Here is a 17,840-nt window from a genome sequence, read left to right as displayed (position 1 = left end):
GCCCAAACCGACCCCCAGCCCGGCCCCCAGCGCGCCGGCCCCTGCTCCGCAGTCCAACAGCATCGCCGCACCACGATGAGGCAGCGCATTCTCGCCAGCCTGCTGTTGCTCTGCTGCACGCCGCTGAGTGCCCAGGTGTATACCTACATCGACGCCGAGGGCAACCGCGTGTTCACCGACAAGCCGCGCACTAGCCAGGCCCAGCGCATCGAGCTGAACCCCAGCCCGGCGGTGCCGATCAGCCCGCCACAACCGGCTCGCCTGGGCATCCCGGCACCGCCGCCACAGCCGCTGGCCGAGGTCGCCGCGCCAGCCTATGCGTTACTGCGCATCCTCCTGCCGCAGGTCGACGCCAGCATCAGCCATGCCGGCGGGGAAATTCTCGTCACCGTGCAGAGCGACCCCACCCTGCAGGAGGGCCACCAGTACCGCGTACTGCTGGATGGCCAACCCTATGGCGAACCCAGCCGCAGCGCGGCCATCGTGCTGAACAATGTCGACCGCGGCAGCCACATGCTGGCCGTGGAAATCATCGATGCAGCCGGCAAGACCCTGGAACGCACCCCCGCGCAACCACTACACATGCAGCGCATTTCCCTGGCCCAGAAGCGCCGGGTGAATCCCTGCCAAAAGGCAGACTACGGGGTACGTCCCGAGTGCCCTCTCAAGGACAAGCCGGTAGAACCGCGCAAAGTGCTGCCCTTCCTCTAACAGGCCGCCGACCTGTCCTCGGCAGGCCAGGCGCTCCGCCCTGACGCAACGACCATGCACCCCGAGATAGCAGGCCATCACGCCATGCACTATCTTGGTGCGCTGAAATGCCCTGCGATCAGGCAAGGACACGCCCAGCAGCCCGGCGATCGTGTAAGCAGGCCAGTAACGGCGGGCTTTTTCCGATTTTTTGGCAAAGCTGGTTTGCTTCTTGCTTCATCCTGCAGCACTTGAGGAAGGCATGCCCATGATCGATCACGCGCTGCACCGCCTATTGCTGGACAACCTGACCACGGCCACGTTGCTGCTCAATGACGAGCTGCGCCTGGAGTACATGAATCCCGCGGCCGAAATGCTCCTGGCCATCAGCGGCCAACGCAGCCACGGCCAGTTCATCAGCGAGCTGTTCACCGAGTCGCCCGAAGCACTCAACGCCCTGCACCAAGCCGTGGTGCAGGCGCATCCGTTCACCAAGCGCGAGGCCCACCTGACCTCGTTGAACGGGCAGAGCCTGGTGGTCGACTATGCCGTCACGCCGATTCTCAGCCGTGGCACCACCCTGCTGTTGCTGGAAGTCCACCCGCGTGACCGCCTGCTGCGCATCAGCAAGGAAGAGGCCCAGTTGTCCAAGCAGGAAACCACCAAGATGCTGGTGCGTGGCCTGGCCCACGAGATCAAGAACCCCCTCGGCGGTATCCGTGGCGCCGCCCAGCTCCTGGCGCGCGAGCTGCCCGCTACCGAGCTGCGCGACTATACCGACGTGATCATCGAGGAAGCCGACCGCCTGCGTAACCTGGTCGACCGCATGCTCGGCTCGAACAAGCTGCCGGCCTTGTCGCCCACCAACATCCACGAGGTACTGGAGCGGGTGTGCAGCCTGGTCGACCTGGAAAGCCAGGGCAGCATCACCCTGGTTCGCGACTACGACCCGAGCATTCCGGAACTGCTGGTCGACCGCGAACAAATGATCCAGGCGGTTCTGAACATCGTGCGCAATGCCATGCAGGCATTGGCCAGCCAGCCAGAACAGCGCCTCGGCCGCATCACCCTGCGCACCCGCAGCCTGCGCCAGTTCACCATCGGACATACCCGCCATCGCCTGGTATGCAAGGTGGAAATCATCGACAACGGTCCGGGTATTCCCGCCGAACTGCAAGAAACCCTGTTCTACCCCATGGTCAGTGGGCGCGCCGACGGCACCGGCCTCGGCCTGGCCATTACCCAGACCATCATCAGCCAGCACCAGGGCCTGATCGAGTGTGAGAGCCATCCGGGCCACACCCTGTTCTCGATCTTCCTGCCGCTGGAACAAGGAGCCGCACCGTCATGAGCCGAAGCGAAACCGTCTGGATTGTCGACGACGACCGTTCCATCCGCTGGGTCCTGGAAAAGGCCCTGCAGCAGGAAGGCCTCAACACCCAGTGCTTCGACAGCGCCGACGGTGTCCTCAATCGTCTGACCCGTCAGCAGCCGGATGTGATCATTTCCGACATCCGCATGCCTGGCACCAGCGGCCTCGACCTGCTGGCCGAAATCCGCCAGATGCACCCGCGCCTGCCGGTGATCATCATGACCGCGCACTCCGACCTGGACAGCGCGGTGGCCTCCTACCAGGGCGGCGCCTTCGAATACCTGCCCAAGCCCTTCGACGTCGACGAAGCCGTGTCGCTGGTCAAGCGCGCCAACCTGCACGCCCAGGAGCAACTGCGCCAGGCCGAGCCCGAGCCGCAACTACGCAGCCCGGAAATCATCGGCGAGGCACCGGCCATGCAGGAGGTGTTCCGCGCCATCGGCCGCCTCAGCCACTCCAACATCACCGTGCTGATCAATGGTGAGTCGGGTACCGGCAAGGAGCTGGTCGCCCATGCCCTGCATCGCCACAGCCCACGCGCGGCCGCGCCGTTCATCGCGCTGAACATGGCGGCGATCCCCAAGGATCTGATGGAGTCCGAGCTGTTCGGCCACGAAAAAGGCGCGTTTACCGGCGCCGCCAACCAGCGCCGTGGACGCTTCGAGCAGGCCGACGGCGGCACGCTGTTCCTCGACGAGATCGGCGACATGCCGGCCGATACGCAGACCCGCCTGCTGCGCGTGCTGGCCGACGGCGAGTTCTATCGGGTCGGCGGGCACACGCCGGTGAAAGTTGACGTACGCATCATCGCCGCCACGCACCAGAACTTGGAAAACCTGGTGCGTGAGGGCAAGTTCCGCGAGGACCTGTTCCACCGCCTCAACGTCATCCGCATCCATATCCCGCGCCTGGCCGACCGCCGCGAAGACATCCCCGCGCTGGCCCGCCATTTTCTTGCCCGCGCCGCCCAGGAGCTGGCCGTTGAGCCCAAGCTGCTGAAAAGCGAAACCGAAGACTATCTGCGGCAACTGGCCTGGCCGGGTAACGTACGCCAGCTGGAAAACACCTGCCGCTGGATCACCGTGATGGCCTCGGGGCGCGAGGTGCATGTCGACGACCTGCCGCCCGAACTGCTCAACCAGCCGGCCGAGACCGGCCAGACCGGCGATTGGCAGCAGGCCCTGCGCCTGTGGGCCGACCAGGCGCTGGCCCGCGGGCAAAGCAACCTGCTGGACTGTGCGGTGCCCTGCTTCGAGCGGATCATGATCGAAACCGCCCTCAAGCACACCGCCGGCCGCCGCCGCGACGCCGCCCTGCTGCTCGGTTGGGGACGCAATACGCTGACCCGCAAGATCAAGGAGCTGGGCATGAACGTCGACGGCGGCGACGAGGATGACAGCGACGACTAGCCGGCATTACTGGGTGCGGTACAGCTCACGGCGGTAGATCAGCGGCGCGCTGCCACGATGAATGCCGAAGCTGGCCAGGCCACTGGCCGGCTCACGGCCTGCACCACGCCAGTCGAACCATAGCCAGGTCGGGGTATCGCGCAGGCGCGCCAGCACGGAGCCCTGGTTGCCGGCCCCCGGCGCACTCAGCAGCAGGCTGCCCTGTGCGGCCAGCGGCCAACCCAGACTGGCATGGGTATGCCCCTCTAGATTGCCGGTGTAAGGCCCCAGCTCGGCCGTCTGCAGCAGCGCACTGCTGCAACTGTCGGCGTTTTCCGCGAGGAACAGGTTGCGCCCAGCCTGGCTTTGCCAGCTCTGTAGCTGCAGTGGCAGGCTCAGGCTCTGCAGCTCGCTGCCATGCGCGTTGCCAATCTGCAGGCGCCCCAGGCGTACCTCAGTCCCGGCAAAGCTGAAGGTGTAGCCGCTACAGCTACCACCCGCGCCCTGGCATACGCCGTCGCTGTCCTGCAGTGCCGCGGCAGCAAACTCCATCTGCACGCTGGCGGTAAAGGGTAGATCCTCGCTCTGCGGCGCGGCGGCCGGTGCATAGAGCAGGCTTTCCCCGGTCCAGCGGAAGGTGCGGCGGCCATCGCCCAGCGCGGCGTTGTCGACGCTGCTCAGCACACTGCCCTGGACCTGCAAGCGGGTGTTCAGGTCGGCACCCGGCTGGGCGCTGGCAAAGGGGTTGCGTCCCGCCTCGCTGACCACCGACAGGTAGGGCAGCCCGGACGCCTGGCTGGCCCGCGCGGGCAACGCCAGGCGCCAGAAGCCCGGGCGGTCATAGTTGGCGGTGACCTGCCCCTGCCGATTGCGTGCCAGCACCTCCAACTGCGGAGGCTGGGCAAAGCCCATGGCCTGGCCCTGGTAGCTGAAAGCCGTACAGGCTGCCTGCAGCGCCGCACTGCCCTGGGCTTCCAGCCAGGCTGGCGGCAGACGGCCCAGCGGAGCGCTGCTGCCGCCATTGATCGGCTGGCCGAAGTAGCTGGGCGGGCTGGCCGTCAGGCGGAACACCCCCACCTCGCTGAGCGCCGGGCGCACGCGGGTGCTCTCGCCCAGCACATGGCTGTAGCGGTCCAGGCTCAGCGTGCCCGGTACGCCCGCAGTCGGCGCCAGCAATTGGTGGCTGAGGGCAATATCACCCAGCCGGAAGTTTGCCGTGGTGGGATTGCCGCACAGTTCGTCAGCCGTCAGCGGCTGGCCATCGCGACGCCAGGCCACGGCACGCAGGTCGAGGTCGAAGGCATCACCGGCGCGCACGCCACCGGGCATGACCGGGCAGGCACTGTAGTCGCTGCCTTCGGCACAGCTACTGGCGGTTTGCAGGCACAGGCCATAGGGGCGACTGACAAAGCTGTCCTCGCCCGTCATCACCAGGCCGGCTTCATCGCCACTGCTCGGCGCGTAGCGGGCCTCCAGGCGCATTTGCCCGGCATCGTCATAGCGCAGCGGCAGGCTGGCGCTGGCCGAGCTGTCGAAGGTCACGCTCAGCGGCGTGTAGCTGCTGCTGAGCGGTGTACCGTTGAGCAGCACCGGCTGGCTGCCGCTGTTCGGTTCGATATAGCCAGCGCGCCACTGCAGCGTTCGACTACCCCCGGCAAAGCCCGGCACGCAGGCCTGCGGATTGGACGGATCGGCGCGTACCGCACGGACCGTGGCGGTAGCCGGTTTGCCCGCCAGCACATCCGGGGCATCGATGATGAAACCGCTCTCGACAAAGCTGACCCGGCAATCGCTGGTGCTACACAGGTTGGTGCCGAAGGCCCGGGCCGGTGGCGTCGAACTGTTCACCCCGAGGGTTACGCTACCCGGCGTGTTGCCACGCAACTGCAGGGTGGTCACACCGCCCGAGAAGCTCAGCGGGTTGCCGCCGACCCAGGTGGTCGAAGGGCTCAGGTTGACGGTCACCGGATCGCTATACAGCTGGCTGCAGGTGGCATTCAGACAGGCCCGCAACGTCACCTCCAGCGGGTTGCAGGTCAGGCTGCTGCTGGCATGGCTAAAGCGGAAGTGATCGATCTGCGGCCCCACCGGGCGGTAGCGCACGGCACACACCTGCAGGTTGTCCAGCTCATGGATATTCACTCTGCTGCCGGTGGCGCCGGTGAAGCTGAGCAGAAAATCACTGGGAATACTGCCCTGCCCGGCACTGGCCAGCGCATTGAAAGGGGCAACCAGGGTCTGGAAGCTGCCGCCGCTGCTGGTACGCCGCGCCACGCTGACCATGGCCTGTCCGGATACTCGCGAATCGACCACGATGCGGTAGCGATGTCCGGGGCGCGCCGAACTGCTGGCGATGTTCGAGTCGACTTCCGGGTCCAGCGTGCCGGTACCCGCCAGGTAGCGATACGCCCCGGCCTGGGAGCCGCGCAGGGTGATGGAGTCGCGGCGAAAACCGGGACCGCCATTGCGTCCTTCGGTGGGGTTGGCGAAGTTGCCGTATTCATCCAGGCCAATGCCCAGCCAACCACCGGCAAACCCCGGGGCCCCATTGTCACGCTGGGCATAGCCCAGTGAGCCACCAAAGCTGCCCGGCTGCGGCGTCACGCTGGCGTCGGAGAGGATCACCGCAATGCCGTCGGCACCCCGGCTGGCGCTGTTGGAATAGGCAAAGTAGTCGAACTCGATGGTCACCAGGTTGCGCGCCGCCGGCAGCAGCCACTGCAGGGTGGCGGCGGTGGCGACTTCCGCCGAATCATTGGTGAGGCGCAGGCGCCGGCCGCTGTTGTTGGCGATACCGATATTGAACGTGCCGTTGCGCCGCGTGGTCACCCAGGCATCGCCCAGATTATCGCGCTCGAAGCTGTCGTTGAAAAAACAGGTCGGCGCTGCTGCCGGCTGGCAGGCATTGGCCGGCGTCGAGTTGGGCAGGCAGGTGCCAGTGACGCTGCTCGGGCTGTTGACGAAAATGGTCGAGTAATTCGGCGCGGTAAAGTTGCCGAATGCCTCGCTGTTATTGAGGGTTACCGCACCGAACTGGGTGGTCACCGTCACCGGGCTATCCGGCGTACCCAGCTGGCTGTCGGTGAAGGTCGCGCTGCCCCCTGTCACCGAACCGGAGCTCAGGGTTACCCCGCTGAACAGGGCCGGATTGCTGTTCGCGGCAAAGTTGCCGCTCAGCGTCCCGCCGCTGATGTTCAGCCCGGAGTTGGCATTGGCGCCGCCGAGCAGGTTGCTGCCATTGCTGGTCAGGGTGCAGCAGTTGCTAGTCACCAGGCCATTGACCTGGCCGCCAGTGAGGTTGATGGCGCCATTCGTACTGCTGATGCTTGACTCGAAGAGAGTGCCATTGCCGGTAATCTGGCAACAGTTGCTGTTTACCGGGCCGGAAATACTGCCGCCAATCGTACTGATCGTTCCGCCTTGCGCCGTCAGCGAGCCAAACACCACGGTATTGGTTAACGACACCGCTTGGCTCTGGGCGCGCAGGTTGATATTGCGCGCGCTGCTACCGACGGTGGTGCCTGTAAGCACAATCTCCTCAGCCTGAACGGTAATCGTGGTCGCTGAAGAGACCCGGAAAATATCTCCAGAGGCCGAACTCAGACGACCACTACAGGTAAATGTCGTACCACTGCGGCTCCAGCTTCCCGAACAAATGGCCGGTGTGCCACTTACCAACGTGCTTCCGGATGTGTTGAAGGTATAGGTCACCGCCCACACCGGCAGGCTGGCCAGGGAGAGCAGGCAGAGTAAAAGCAGGCGCTGAATCATGGCAGGCTGACCTCGATTTGCGCCTGCAGGCGACGGAACGCATAGTCGGGACGACCGCCTGGCAGGCCGTTGCCGGCCTCGGCGGTGAGCAAAAGAATCTGCAGGTTGCGCGCCCCGTCGACATAGGGCCCACGCGCCTGGCAGCTCACCGTTACCGTGAACTCGGCCAGGTTGCCGCCGGCCAAGGCAGGGCTGCCCGCCGCACAGGCCGCACTGCCCAGGCTACGCGCGATGCCCCACTCCAGGCCGGCACGCGCGGCCTGGTAGGCCCGCGCCTGCTGGATGGCCAGGCTGTTGCCGCCATGCTGGTCACTGGCCAGGCGGCTCATCGCTGCCACCAGCAAGGCCACCACGATGATCAGGAACATCGCCGCGACCAGGGCGAAGCCGCGTTGTGAGGACTCAGGGCGCATTGTCCACCTGCACTTGCTGCAACAGCTCGACCGCTTCATTGTCGCGGCTCAAGCCCAGGGTCAGGCTGACCAGGCCGGCGCGCTGCTGGCTGCCGGGTTGATAGCTGAAGGCACAGCGGCTGACATCGCTGGCCAATACCTCGCTCTGCTCGGCGCTGAAAGCCGGCGCCAGGCTGCTGCGGGTGTAGCGCAGCAGGCGGCGGTTGGCCAGATCACAGCGCAGTCCCACCACTTCATCCGCCAGGTAAAAGCGGCGCTGCGGCGAGGCAAAGCTGAAGGCAAAACTGCCGCCGGGCGGTTGCAGGCGCAGCACGCCCTGCCCGGCCTGGCTGGCAAAACTCAGCGTACTGCCGCTGGGGCTGATCACATGCCGGCCATCGGCGTCAGCGGCCGCCCACAGGTTACTGCCGGGCACCGCTACACCACCACTCTGCGCCCCTACGTTGTACAGCACCAGCCAGCGCGCGCCGGCCACCGCCAGGGCCGGGTCGAGCACCTGGAAGGCCTGGCAGTCATTGCCCGTCGCCGTGCACTCGGCGGCAGTGCCGGGAGCAAAACGCAGGCCATCGCCACCCAGCCGGTTGGGCAGGTAGCGACCCGCCGCCTGGATACGCAACAGCTCCAGGTCACTGCCCTGCACGCGCACCGAGTTGGGCACCGCCAGGCGGATGTCGCGGGCCATGCGACTCAGCGCCAGACCCGCCTGATCGACCAGCTCGGCACGCCGGCTCTGGTCGACCAGGCCCTGCATCGGGCGCACCAGGACTGTGCTGATCATCACCGCGACCACACCGGCCAAGGCAATGACCATGACCAGTTCGACCAGGGTAAAGGCGGCCTGGCGACGCATCAGTAGTTGCTCCGATAGCCACCCAGGCGCAGCTCATCGCCCTTGGGGTCGGTCACCCGCACTTCGACATAACGCGCCGCCACGCTGGCCGCCCCCGCCGCCAGGCTGCTGTCGCTGACGCTAACCTGTACGCGATAGCCGGCCAACTGGTTGAGCACAGCACCGCGCGCATCCTGCGGTGGCTGCTCATCGAGGTTGTGGTAGTCGAGCACATCGTCAAAACAGGCCCGCTGGCTGCAGGCGGCAGCACCGGGGTCGGCATAGGCCTGGGCGAGGATTTCCTCCAGGTAGGCTTCAGCCAGCAACAGGCTCTGCTGGCGCAGCATGGGATCAGCACTGCGCCCGGCCAGGCTGGCCATCGCCGAATACAGCGCGGCGGCGGCGATACCGATGATCACGATGGCTATCACCAGCTCGACCAGGGTCATGCCACGCTGGCGCTTCATGGCCCGGTCTCCACCCAGCCGGCGGGAGCATGCACGCGCAGGCTGTGCCCACCGAGGTTGACCGCCACACTGCGGTCGGCCTGGCCGAGGGCGTTGAAGGTGACCGGAAAACTGTTGCCCGACAGGCTGACGCCCGCCGGCAGGGGAATATCCGCATAAGGGCCGTCGGCGGCCAGCAGGCTGGCACTGTAGCTGCCGCTTTCACAGTTTTCGGCACGACGCAGGCGCAGCCCGCTGTTGTCCAGCTGCGCCTGTACCCGGCAGCCGCTGGCCAGGGCGTGTTTCTGTGCATAACGCACGGCACTGGCCAGCTGCTCATGGAACAGCCGCTCGTCGAACACCTGCCGCTCAAAGAAACGCGGCCCCACCACGGCAGCCAGGATGCCAATGATCACCATGACCATCAGCAACTCGACCAGGGTGAAGCCGCGCATATGGCTTAGCAGCCGCTCACATCCACCGTGATGGTCGGCACAGCGCCGGCAGTAGCGGCAGGCTCCGTGTAGCTGACCTGGCAGTTAGCCGGGGTGGTCGCGCCATTAGCGCTCATGGTGGTGGTTGTACCAGTCGTGTTGATAGAGAAATCGGCTGCGGTTACCCCTGCAGCATTGGCGATCGAAGCCGCTGCCGGATAGCCACTAGTGGCAATCATGGTTACCGTGCCGCCTTCCACGGTGATGCTGGTTTCAGTGGCATCATTTTTCGCCAGCCAACTAGCATGCGTCAGAGCCGAGGCCGACTTGACCGAGCCATAAGCGCCCTGCACGGTCGCGGCGCGGGCATCACCACCAAGGTTAACGAAACGCGGCAGGGCAAAGGCCGCCAGGATGCCGAGGATCACGATGACCATGATCAGTTCAATCAGGGTAAAGCCGCCTTGTTGTTTCTTCATGGGTAGCACTCCGGGTGGAAAGTCTTACTGGAAGGTATAGGTCACAGCGCCGGTGTTGGCGTTGTACTGGATACTGTCGTTAGCGCCATCACGCTGGTAGGTGAAGGTGCACAGCGTGCCTGCGGCGCTGGGCACATAGTCGTTGCTGGCCGCCGCGCCGACGGTGGGCGCCGAGCCCTGCAGGATGCTGGTAAACACCTGGGTGCAGGTCGTCACACTCATGACGGTCGTGGCGGCCGGGTTGCCGGCGCGCCCGGTACCGATCGGCCAGCCATTGGCATTCACGTCCACCGTGTTGTCGCCAAAGCCCTGCACATCGATCTGGCAGTTGCCAGCCGCGCAGCCGTTGCTGCCGCCGTTGCGGTTGAGTTCCCATTGCGAGCGCACCAGCAATACCGCAGACGCCAGGGCGCCGGCGGTGCCTTTCAGGGCTGCTTCGTGGGCATCCTTGGTGGCGTTGATGAAACGCGGCAGGGCCACTGCGGCGAGAATACCGAGGATGGCAATCACCACCACCAGTTCAATCAGGGTAAAGCCACGTTGTGGTCGCTGCATGAGTAACACTCCTGGTCGGTCGCCCGTCAGCGGGCGGGTGACGGAAATCCGTCGTTCCTGACAGACTGCAATTCAAAAGCCAATCCGTCGTCACGTTGTGATGCAGTTTGCATTTTTTCGGGAAGCCTGCGCAATTGCCACAGGTACAACCCGTCTGCTGCTGGTGCACGCCGGTCGGCATAACGTGCCTGATAGGCCAGCCAGCCGCGCTCGGCGGCGTAATACCAACAGCCTGACTGACGCTGCCCCGCTGGCGGCAGGCTGCCGCAGTAGTCGTCCGGCTGCCAGCGCAGCAGCTGGAACGGGTTGCCCCGTAGCCAGGCCTCCGGCAAGGGCTGCCCAGCTGCCAGGCGCTCGGCGGCCAGGTCACTCAGGCCACGCGCCAGCACGCCGTGCATGGCCTGCATGTTACGCATCTCCAGCACACCGAGGATGCGCCAGGTCAATAGCCAGAGCAGGCCAATCGCCATCAACAGCACCAGCCACAGGCCCAGGCGCTGCCAGCGTCGGCGCAGGGTCCAGGCCGTCAGCGCTTCACGCATCAGCGCCCCTGTGCCGCCGAGCCGAGTTCCCACATGGGCAGGAACACGCCCAGCGCCAGGATCAGCACCAGCACGCCCATCGCCACGATGAGGATCGGCTCGATGGCATCGGCCAGCTGCTTGAGGTCGTAGTCCACTTCCTGCTCGTAGAAATCCGCCACCTCGACAAACAGGTCATCCAGCGCGCCGGTTTCCTCGCCCACCGCCATCATCTGCAGCACCAGTGGGGTAAACAATCCGCTGGCTGCCGCGGTACGCGTCAGTGCCTCGCCCCGCTCGATGCCTTCGCGCATGGCCAGTACGGCCTGGCCGATGTGTCGGTTGCCAACGCTGGCACTGTTGATCGACAGGGTCTGCAACAGGGGTACACCGGCGCGGTACATCATGGCGAAGGTGCGCGTGAAGCGCGCCAGGGCGATACGCTCGAAGATCCCGCCGACGATGGGCAGGCGCAGCTTGAGGCGGTCCCAATGCAAGGCGCCCTGCTCGGTTTTCGTCCAGCGCAGAAAGCCATACAGCCCGCCGGCCAGCAGGATCAGCAGCAGCCACCAGTAGTCCTGGAAGAACTGCGAGGTGCCGATCAGTACGCGCGTCGCCCAGGGCAGCTCGGCCTTGAACTGCTCGAAGACCTTGGCAAAGGCCGGGATCACGAACAGGTTGATCACCGCCAGGGCCACGCCCATGGCGCTGAGCACGAACAACGGGTAGCGGGTGGCCTGCTTGAGGCGCTTGCGGGTTTCCCGCTCCAGCTCCAGGTAGCTGGACAGCTGGCGGAAGGCCCCGTCCAGCTGGCCGGTGTTCTCCCCCACGCTGACCATGCTGATGAACAGGGTATTGAACACCCGGGGATGCGCATTCATCGCCACCGCCAGGCCCAGGCCGCGCTCCAGGTCACTACGCACCGCCTGCAGCACCTCGCGCAGGTAGAGGTTGCGGGTCGATTCGGCCAGCCCGCCGATGGCACGGATGATCGGCACGCCGGCCTTGCTCAGGCTGTACATCTGCCGGCAGAAGATGATCAGCTCATCCAGCTCGACACGTCGCCGGCGCAGGCGCTCAAGCAGTTGCTGGAGTACATCGGCGCCCTTGTCGGCCTGCTGGGCATCGATCTGCAGCGGGGTGATCTGCTGCGCCAACAGCTCGTTGGCCGCCTGGTCCAGGCTAGTCGCCTCGACCAGCCCGCTGACCCGTGCGCCCTGGGCATTGCGTCCGCTGTAGCGAAACTGCGCCATTACAGGCTATCCACGTCGGTCAGGGTCGCGCACACCTTGAGCACCTCGTCGATGCTGGTCACCCCGGCCAGTGCATAGTCCAGCGCGCAGGCCGCCAGCGGCCGGTAGTGCGGGTTGGCCCTGGCCGCCTCGGCAAAGGCCTGCGGATCGTTGCGGCGCAACGCGGCGATCATCGGCTCGTCCATTTCCAGCAGCTCGTAGACCCCCACCCGGCCGTTATAGCCGGTGTTGTGACACTGGTGGCAACCCGCGCCGTGACGGAATACCTTGCCGGCCAGGCTGCCGCCGTGCAGACGCTCCAGCCAGGCCAGTTGCTGCGGGTCGGCCTGCTGTTCCTGCATGCAGTTCTCGCAGACCCGGCGCACCAGGCGCTGCGCCAGCACCGCATTGAGCGCGGTAGCCACCAGGAAGGGCTCGGCCCCCATGTCCACCAGGCGCATGGCCGAAGTCTGCGCATCGTTGGTGTGCAGGGTGGACAGCACCAGGTGGCCGGTCAGCGCGGCGCGCAGGCCGATTTCGGCGGTTTCCTGGTCACGCATCTCGCCCACCAGCACGATGTCCGGGTCCTGGCGCAGGGCGGCGCGCAGTACGCGACCGAAGGTCAACTCGATCTTCGGGTTGACCTGCACCTGATTGACGCGAGGCAGGCGGTATTCCACCGGGTCTTCCACGGTGATGATCTTTTTCTCCGGGCTGTTCAGCTCGGCCAGGCCGGCATACAGGGTGGTGGTCTTGCCGGAGCCGGTCGGGCCGGTGACCAGCACCATGCCAAAGGGCCGCTGCAGCAGACGGCGGAAACGCGCCAGCATGTCTGCCGGCATGCCGGTGTGATCGAGGTTGAACAGCCCGCCACTCTGGTCGAGCAGACGCATGACCACCGACTCGCCATGCTGCACCGGCATGGTGGATACCCGCACGTCGATGCTGCGGTTGCGTACGCGGATGTTGAAACGACCGTCCTGCGGCAGACGTTTCTCGGAAATATCCAGCCCGGACATGATCTTCAGGCGCATCACCAGGGCCGATGCCACGCGGTGTTCGTTCATCACCTGTTCATTGAGCACGCCATCGATACGCTGGCGGATACGCACCACGCCTTCGTCCGGTTCGATGTGGATGTCCGAGGCCTTCATCTGCACGGCATCTTCGAACAGCGTTTGCAGCAGGCGCACCACCGGCGCATCCGAGGTGCTTTCCGCGCCCAGTTTGCTCAGGTCGAAATCGCTTTCCTGCAGCGAACCTTCCAGTTCGCCAGCCAGCGAGGCGATTTCGCTGGTGCGCCGGTACAGGCCATCCAGGCTGGAAAGCAGCTCGCTTTCCCGGACCACTGCCGGCTGCACGCGGGTTTTCAGGACACGCTCCAGCTCGTCGAGGGCGAACAGGTCGAGCGGATCACTCATGCCGACCAGCAGGCCACCACCCTCGCGGGACAGCACGATGGCCCGGAAACGCCGCGCCATGGCTTCCGGCAGGCTCTGCACCAGTTGGGCATCGAGTTTGAAATGCTTGAGTTCGATAAAGGGAATGCGCAGCTGTTCGGACAGCGCGGTGAGCAGCTGCACCTCGCTGACAAAACCCAGGTCGACCACCGCCCGGCCCAGCTTGGCACCGCTGATCTTCTGGCTCTGCAGGGCCTGTTGCAGCTGTTCGTCATTGATCAGCCCGGCCTGTACCAGCAGGTCACCCAGGCGCACCTTGCGCTGACGTACGTCGTTCTCGGCCATTTACTGTCCTCCCAGGGCGCGCAGGCGCGCAGCGATATAGTCGCGGGTGGCCGGCTCCAGCGCGCTGTCCTGCAGGGCGCGCTGGTAGTGGAGGCGCGCCTGCTCGGCCTGTTGCAGGCGCTCCAGGGCCAGAGCCAGGCCGAGGTGCCAGGCACCCTGGCTGCCACGCCGGGCCAGCAGCGCCTGATAGGTGGCCGCGCTTTGCGCCCACTGCCCGGCCTGCTGCTGGGCCGCAGCCAGCAGCGCGTGGTAAGCCGGGTCGCTGTCCAGGCTGGGCGCCTGCTCTTGCAAAGTGGCCAGTGCCACCGCCGGCTGGCCCTGTTGCAACTGGGCACGGGCCAGCAACAGGCGCAGTTCAGTGTCGCCTGGCTGCGCCTGCAACTGGCCCGGCAACCAGGCCAACAGAGGCTCCAGCTGGCCGGCCGCCAGGTAGGCACGCGCCAGCCAGCGGGTCACCTGGCGATCGCCCGGCTGGCGCTGGTGCAGCGCCTGCAGCTCGCTGATCGCCTCGGCATAGCGCTGCGCGGCCAGCGCCTCGCGGGCCCGCTGCAAGGGGTCAGGCAGCCCCTGGATATGGACCTGCGGCGCGGCCTGCGGACTGCTCACCGGCCAGCAACTGTCGCCGTGCAGGCATACCGCGCTGCTGCCACGCGCGGCCTTGGCCGGCGCAGGCCGAGCCGGCGCGCGCTGGGTTGCCGGCGGTTGTGGCCAGGCAATCGGCGCCGGCTCCTCGCGCACCTGGCCAAAGCCTGGCGGCACGTCCGGGGGCGACTCGCTCGCCGGCTCCGCCACAACCTCGGCCACCGGCAGGTCGAGCGGTGCTTCCTGCACACGCTCTTCGTCGTTGCGCTGCAGATCCACCTGCAGCCAAAGCTGCCAGCGCGTGCCCAAGGCTTCCAGACGGTCTTCGACCTGCAATTCACCGCCCAGGCCGACCAGCAGCACATGCACCGCATCGCCCTGTTGCTCGACCCGCCAGGACAGGCTGCGCCCCTGCTGTTGCAGACGACCATGGCGCGGCTCGCCGGGCAGCAGCGTGCCGGGCAACACCAGGCTGACCGCACCACTCTCGTCGAGGCGCTGATAGCTCAGCGTGCGGTCCAGCAACAATTGCAGGACAAAGCGACGTGGCTGATGCTGCGGCAGCACTTCGAGCAGCTGCACCGGCGTCACGGCAGCCGGCTCTTGGACCTGCGCCTCGCGCGGCGGCGGGATCGCCGGCACGCCCTTGACCACCCGGCCGAGCAGGTTGCCGATGAGGAACGCACCAAGCATCACCGCGGCAAACCACAACAAGCCGCGACGCAGGCGCAGGCTGCGGTCGCGGCGCGCCGCAGCAGCCTCGTCGACCGCATACAGGTCATCGGCCAGCGGGCTGTCACCCGGCGCGGCGCGGCGTTTCTCCAGGTCACGGAGCATGTCGTTGACCAGGCTCATGGCAGCCACTCCGCTACATTCGGCCAGCCGCGCAGCGCCAGCCAGCTGCCGGCCAGCAACGCCAACAGCGCCGCCAGGCATAGCAACAGGCCTCGCAGTCCGGGGCGCAGGGCGCCGCCACGCACCGCGCCTTCGGTATCGGCAATCGCCCGCTGCACATGCACTGCGCCGATCTGCCGGCAACCTTCGCCAAAGGCCGCCATCAGCGCCTTGTTGGCGAGAATATTGAGCAGCCGGGGAATGCCGCCACTGCCGCGCGCCAGGCGGCGCAATGCCGCTTCGCTGAACAGCGGCTCGCCACGGTAGCCGGCCACAGCCAGGCGCTCCTGCAGGTAACGGCGGATATCCACCAGGTCCAGGGGCCGCAGGCTGTAGGAAAAGGTGATGCGCTGGCGCAACTGACGAAAGGCCTCCTGTTGCAGGGTGGTGTCCAGCTCCGGCTGGGCGAACAGCACCACCTGCAGCAGCTTGCTGCGTTCGCCCTCCAGGTTGGTCAGCAGGCGCAGCGACTCCAGGGTGCGCGGCGGTAGCGCCTGGGCTTCGTCGATCAGCAGCACGGTACTCTTGCCGGCCGCCGCCAGCTCGATCAGCCGCTGGTTGATGCGCTGCAGCAAACTGTGTTCGTCCAGCTCCGCGGTGTCCTGCAGGTGCAGCTCATGAGCCAGCGCCTGGCGCAGGGCCAGCGGGGTAAGACAGGGATTGGGCAGGTAGGCCGCCTGGAAGCGCCGCTTGTCCAGCAGGTTGAGCACGGTACGGCACAGCAGGGTCTTGCCGGTACCCACCTCACCGATCACCTTGATGAAGCCTTCGCCCTCGGCCAGGGCCAGGCGCAGCAGATTCAGGCAGCCCTGATAGGGCGCCAACTGCACCAGGAACTCGGTATTCGGAGTCAGCGCAAAGGGCTTCTCACGCAGGCCGAAGAACGCTTCGTACATGGCCTACCTCAGTTCCTGGAAGCTTTCCGCACTCCTGCGCAGCTCCTCGCGCCAGGTGTCTTCGCCAACCACCTGGGGACGCATGAGAATCACCAGCTCACTTTGCCGCAGACTCTTGCGCTGCTGCTGGAACAGCGGACCGATGATCGGCAGGCGCGAGGCCCAGGGCAGGTTGGCGTCTTCGTTCTGGTTGGCGTTCTGCAGCAGGCCGCCGATCACCACCACCTGGCCGCTGCGGGCACGCACGATGGAGTCCGACTGGCGCGTGGTGGACAGCGCCAGCGGCAGGTTGAAGACATTGTCGTCGTTACCCAGGGTAATGCTCTTGTTCTGGTCCTGTACGCGGCTGACGGTCGGCCGCACATGCAGGGTGACCTGGTCGTGCTCGTCGATCTGCGGCGTCACGTCCAGGGAAATCCCGGAGAAGAACGGCGTCAGGGTAATGTCCAGGTCCGGCGCGGTGCCGCCACCGGACAGGCTGGTGGTGGTGGTGGAAACATCGGTGACGAAGAACTCGTCGGTGCCGACCTTGATCACCGCCTTCTGGTTATTCAGCGTGGACACCCGCGGGCTGGACAGCACGCGCACGTTGCCCTGGGTTTCCAGCAGCTGCACCACGCCGGTGAAGTCGCCTACGCTGAGCGAGCCGGTGAACACCCCTCCCACGCCCTGGCTGCCGCTGAGTGCTTCGCCACTCAGGCTGAGGCCGAAGGTGCTGTTGCCTTCCTTGCCCAGCTGGGTCCAGTTGATCCCAGCCTGGAAGCCATCGGACAACTCGACTTCGAGAATCTTGCTTTCCAGGATCACCTGGCGCTGCAGATTGCGTTGCGCCTGGCGCAGGAAGGCCTGAACATTTTGCTGATCGGCGGTGCTGGCCTTGACCACCAGCAGGCCGGCCTGCGGGTTGATCACCACGTTGTTGCCCGGCTCGCTGCCGATGATCATGTTCACCACATCCTGCAGTTCCTGCCACAGATCGACTCGGCTGGTGGTCAGCAACTGGCTGGCATTGACGGTCGACGAGGTACTGCTGGTAGTGGTACCGCCAGCACCGCTGCTGACGTTGTTGTCGGTGGTCACCTGGCCGGAACTGATCCGCGTGTCGGTACTGCCTTCGCGCAGCAGGTTGAGGTAGTTGATGTCATAGCTGCGAGTGATCGGCTGATTGGGCAGGATCTGGTAGCCGTAACTGGTGCGCCGGAAGTCGTAGCCGTAGCTGTCACGTACCGCGCTGAGCGCCTCTTCGAGGGTTACGTTGCGCAGGCTGAAAGTCACCAGGCCATCCACCTGCGGATGTACCACGAGGTTCTGCCCGGCACCCTGCATCAGGCTGAGGAAGAACTCGCGCGCCGGCATCTCGCTGACCGCCACATCGAAGCGCGGGCCGGCACTGTTTGGCAGGTCCAGGCGCAACGGCGGCAGCAGGGCGGCCTGCACTGCGGCTGGCGGCGGGCTGGCCAGCGCCTGCTGGAGGCTCTCGTCGAGCAGTTGCTGACCCTGCCGGGCCAACTGGCGGTCGCCATCCTCGAAGCTCTGGCAGGCCCCCAACAGGGCCAGTACGGCGAGCAGTGGCAAGTGTTTGCTGATCATGCT

Annotated in this window: 16 protein-coding genes; 3 read left to right on the top strand and 13 right to left on the bottom strand. The window is 66.0% G+C overall.

Annotated elements, in window-relative coordinates:
• Positions 1 to 75 precede the first annotated feature (75 nt).
• The 3 genes from CFY91_RS10035 (at position 76) to ntrC (ending at position 3,471) form a co-directional block, all read left to right on the top strand.
• Entirely contained in the window at positions 76 to 711 is a 636-nt protein-coding gene (locus tag CFY91_RS10035; protein WP_093986219.1) for a DUF4124 domain-containing protein, read from the top strand.
• A 247-nt stretch (positions 712 to 958) separates the two neighbouring features.
• Entirely contained in the window at positions 959 to 2,041 is a 1,083-nt protein-coding gene (glnL, locus tag CFY91_RS10030) for a nitrogen regulation protein NR(II) (RefSeq protein WP_093986218.1), read from the top strand.
• Positions 2,038 to 3,471 carry a nitrogen regulation protein NR(I) gene (ntrC, locus tag CFY91_RS10025; protein ID WP_093986217.1) on the top strand — a complete coding sequence of 478 codons (1,434 nt, stop codon included), beginning with the start codon at positions 2,038 to 2,040 and terminating at the stop codon, positions 3,469 to 3,471. The genes glnL and ntrC overlap by 4 nt, the downstream gene beginning before the upstream one ends.
• 6 nt (positions 3,472 to 3,477) lie before the next feature.
• On the opposite strand, the gene CFY91_RS10020 is transcribed toward ntrC, so the two are convergent.
• From CFY91_RS10020 to mshL, 13 genes are read right to left on the bottom strand one after another with little or no spacing between them, the layout of a single operon-like run.
• Entirely contained in the window at positions 3,478 to 7,221 is a 3,744-nt protein-coding gene (locus tag CFY91_RS10020; protein ID WP_133063681.1) for a DUF6701 domain-containing protein, read from the bottom strand.
• The gene (locus CFY91_RS10015; protein WP_093986215.1) at positions 7,218 to 7,634 is read right to left on the bottom strand and encodes a hypothetical protein; all 417 of its coding nucleotides are present in this window, start codon (positions 7,632 to 7,634) and stop codon (positions 7,218 to 7,220) included. Before CFY91_RS10015 ends, CFY91_RS10020 begins: the two co-directional genes overlap by 4 nt.
• Complete coding sequence (locus CFY91_RS10010; protein ID WP_093986214.1) at positions 7,624 to 8,484, bottom strand: PulJ/GspJ family protein; 861 nt, start codon at positions 8,482 to 8,484, stop codon at positions 7,624 to 7,626. The genes CFY91_RS10015 and CFY91_RS10010 overlap by 11 nt, the downstream gene beginning before the upstream one ends.
• Positions 8,484 to 8,930, bottom strand: coding sequence for a prepilin-type N-terminal cleavage/methylation domain-containing protein (locus tag CFY91_RS10005; RefSeq protein WP_093986213.1), 447 nt, complete (start codon positions 8,928 to 8,930; stop codon positions 8,484 to 8,486). The genes CFY91_RS10010 and CFY91_RS10005 overlap by 1 nt, the downstream gene beginning before the upstream one ends.
• Entirely contained in the window at positions 8,927 to 9,364 is a 438-nt protein-coding gene (locus tag CFY91_RS10000; RefSeq protein WP_093986212.1) for a prepilin-type N-terminal cleavage/methylation domain-containing protein, read from the bottom strand. Before CFY91_RS10000 ends, CFY91_RS10005 begins: the two co-directional genes overlap by 4 nt.
• A 5-nt stretch (positions 9,365 to 9,369) precedes the next feature.
• Positions 9,370 to 9,822 carry a type II secretion system protein gene (locus CFY91_RS16305; RefSeq protein ID WP_093986211.1) on the bottom strand — a complete coding sequence of 151 codons (453 nt, stop codon included), beginning with the start codon at positions 9,820 to 9,822 and terminating at the stop codon, positions 9,370 to 9,372.
• 24 nt (positions 9,823 to 9,846) lie between these two features.
• Positions 9,847 to 10,377 (bottom strand): prepilin-type N-terminal cleavage/methylation domain-containing protein, encoded by a 531-nt coding sequence (locus tag CFY91_RS09990; RefSeq protein WP_093986210.1) that lies wholly within the window; start codon positions 10,375 to 10,377, stop codon positions 9,847 to 9,849.
• A gap of 26 nt (positions 10,378 to 10,403) precedes the next feature.
• Entirely contained in the window at positions 10,404 to 10,919 is a 516-nt protein-coding gene (locus CFY91_RS09985; protein ID WP_093986209.1) for a hypothetical protein, read from the bottom strand.
• Positions 10,919 to 12,151, bottom strand: coding sequence for a type II secretion system F family protein (locus tag CFY91_RS09980; RefSeq protein ID WP_093986208.1), 1,233 nt, complete (start codon positions 12,149 to 12,151; stop codon positions 10,919 to 10,921). Before CFY91_RS09980 ends, CFY91_RS09985 begins: the two co-directional genes overlap by 1 nt.
• Positions 12,151 to 13,875, bottom strand: coding sequence for a GspE/PulE family protein (locus CFY91_RS09975; protein WP_093986207.1), 1,725 nt, complete (start codon positions 13,873 to 13,875; stop codon positions 12,151 to 12,153). Before CFY91_RS09975 ends, CFY91_RS09980 begins: the two co-directional genes overlap by 1 nt.
• Positions 13,876 to 15,312 (bottom strand): tetratricopeptide repeat protein, encoded by a 1,437-nt coding sequence (locus CFY91_RS16300; RefSeq protein WP_093986206.1) that lies wholly within the window; start codon positions 15,310 to 15,312, stop codon positions 13,876 to 13,878.
• Entirely contained in the window at positions 15,309 to 16,247 is a 939-nt protein-coding gene (locus CFY91_RS09965; protein ID WP_093986205.1) for an ExeA family protein, read from the bottom strand. The genes CFY91_RS16300 and CFY91_RS09965 overlap by 4 nt, the downstream gene beginning before the upstream one ends.
• A 3-nt stretch (positions 16,248 to 16,250) precedes the next feature.
• On the bottom strand, positions 16,251 to 17,837 hold the full coding sequence (mshL, locus tag CFY91_RS09960; RefSeq protein WP_229727198.1) for a pilus (MSHA type) biogenesis protein MshL: 1,587 nt from the start codon (positions 17,835 to 17,837) through the stop codon (positions 16,251 to 16,253).
• Between the last annotated feature and the right edge of the window lie 3 nt (positions 17,838 to 17,840).

This window comes from Pseudomonas fluvialis (genome assembly GCF_002234375.1).
Classification (GTDB): domain Bacteria; phylum Pseudomonadota; class Gammaproteobacteria; order Pseudomonadales; family Pseudomonadaceae; genus Aquipseudomonas; species Aquipseudomonas fluvialis.
The sequence above is the reverse complement of the archived record's forward strand: the minus strand, read 5'-3'. Positions and strand labels throughout refer to the sequence as shown.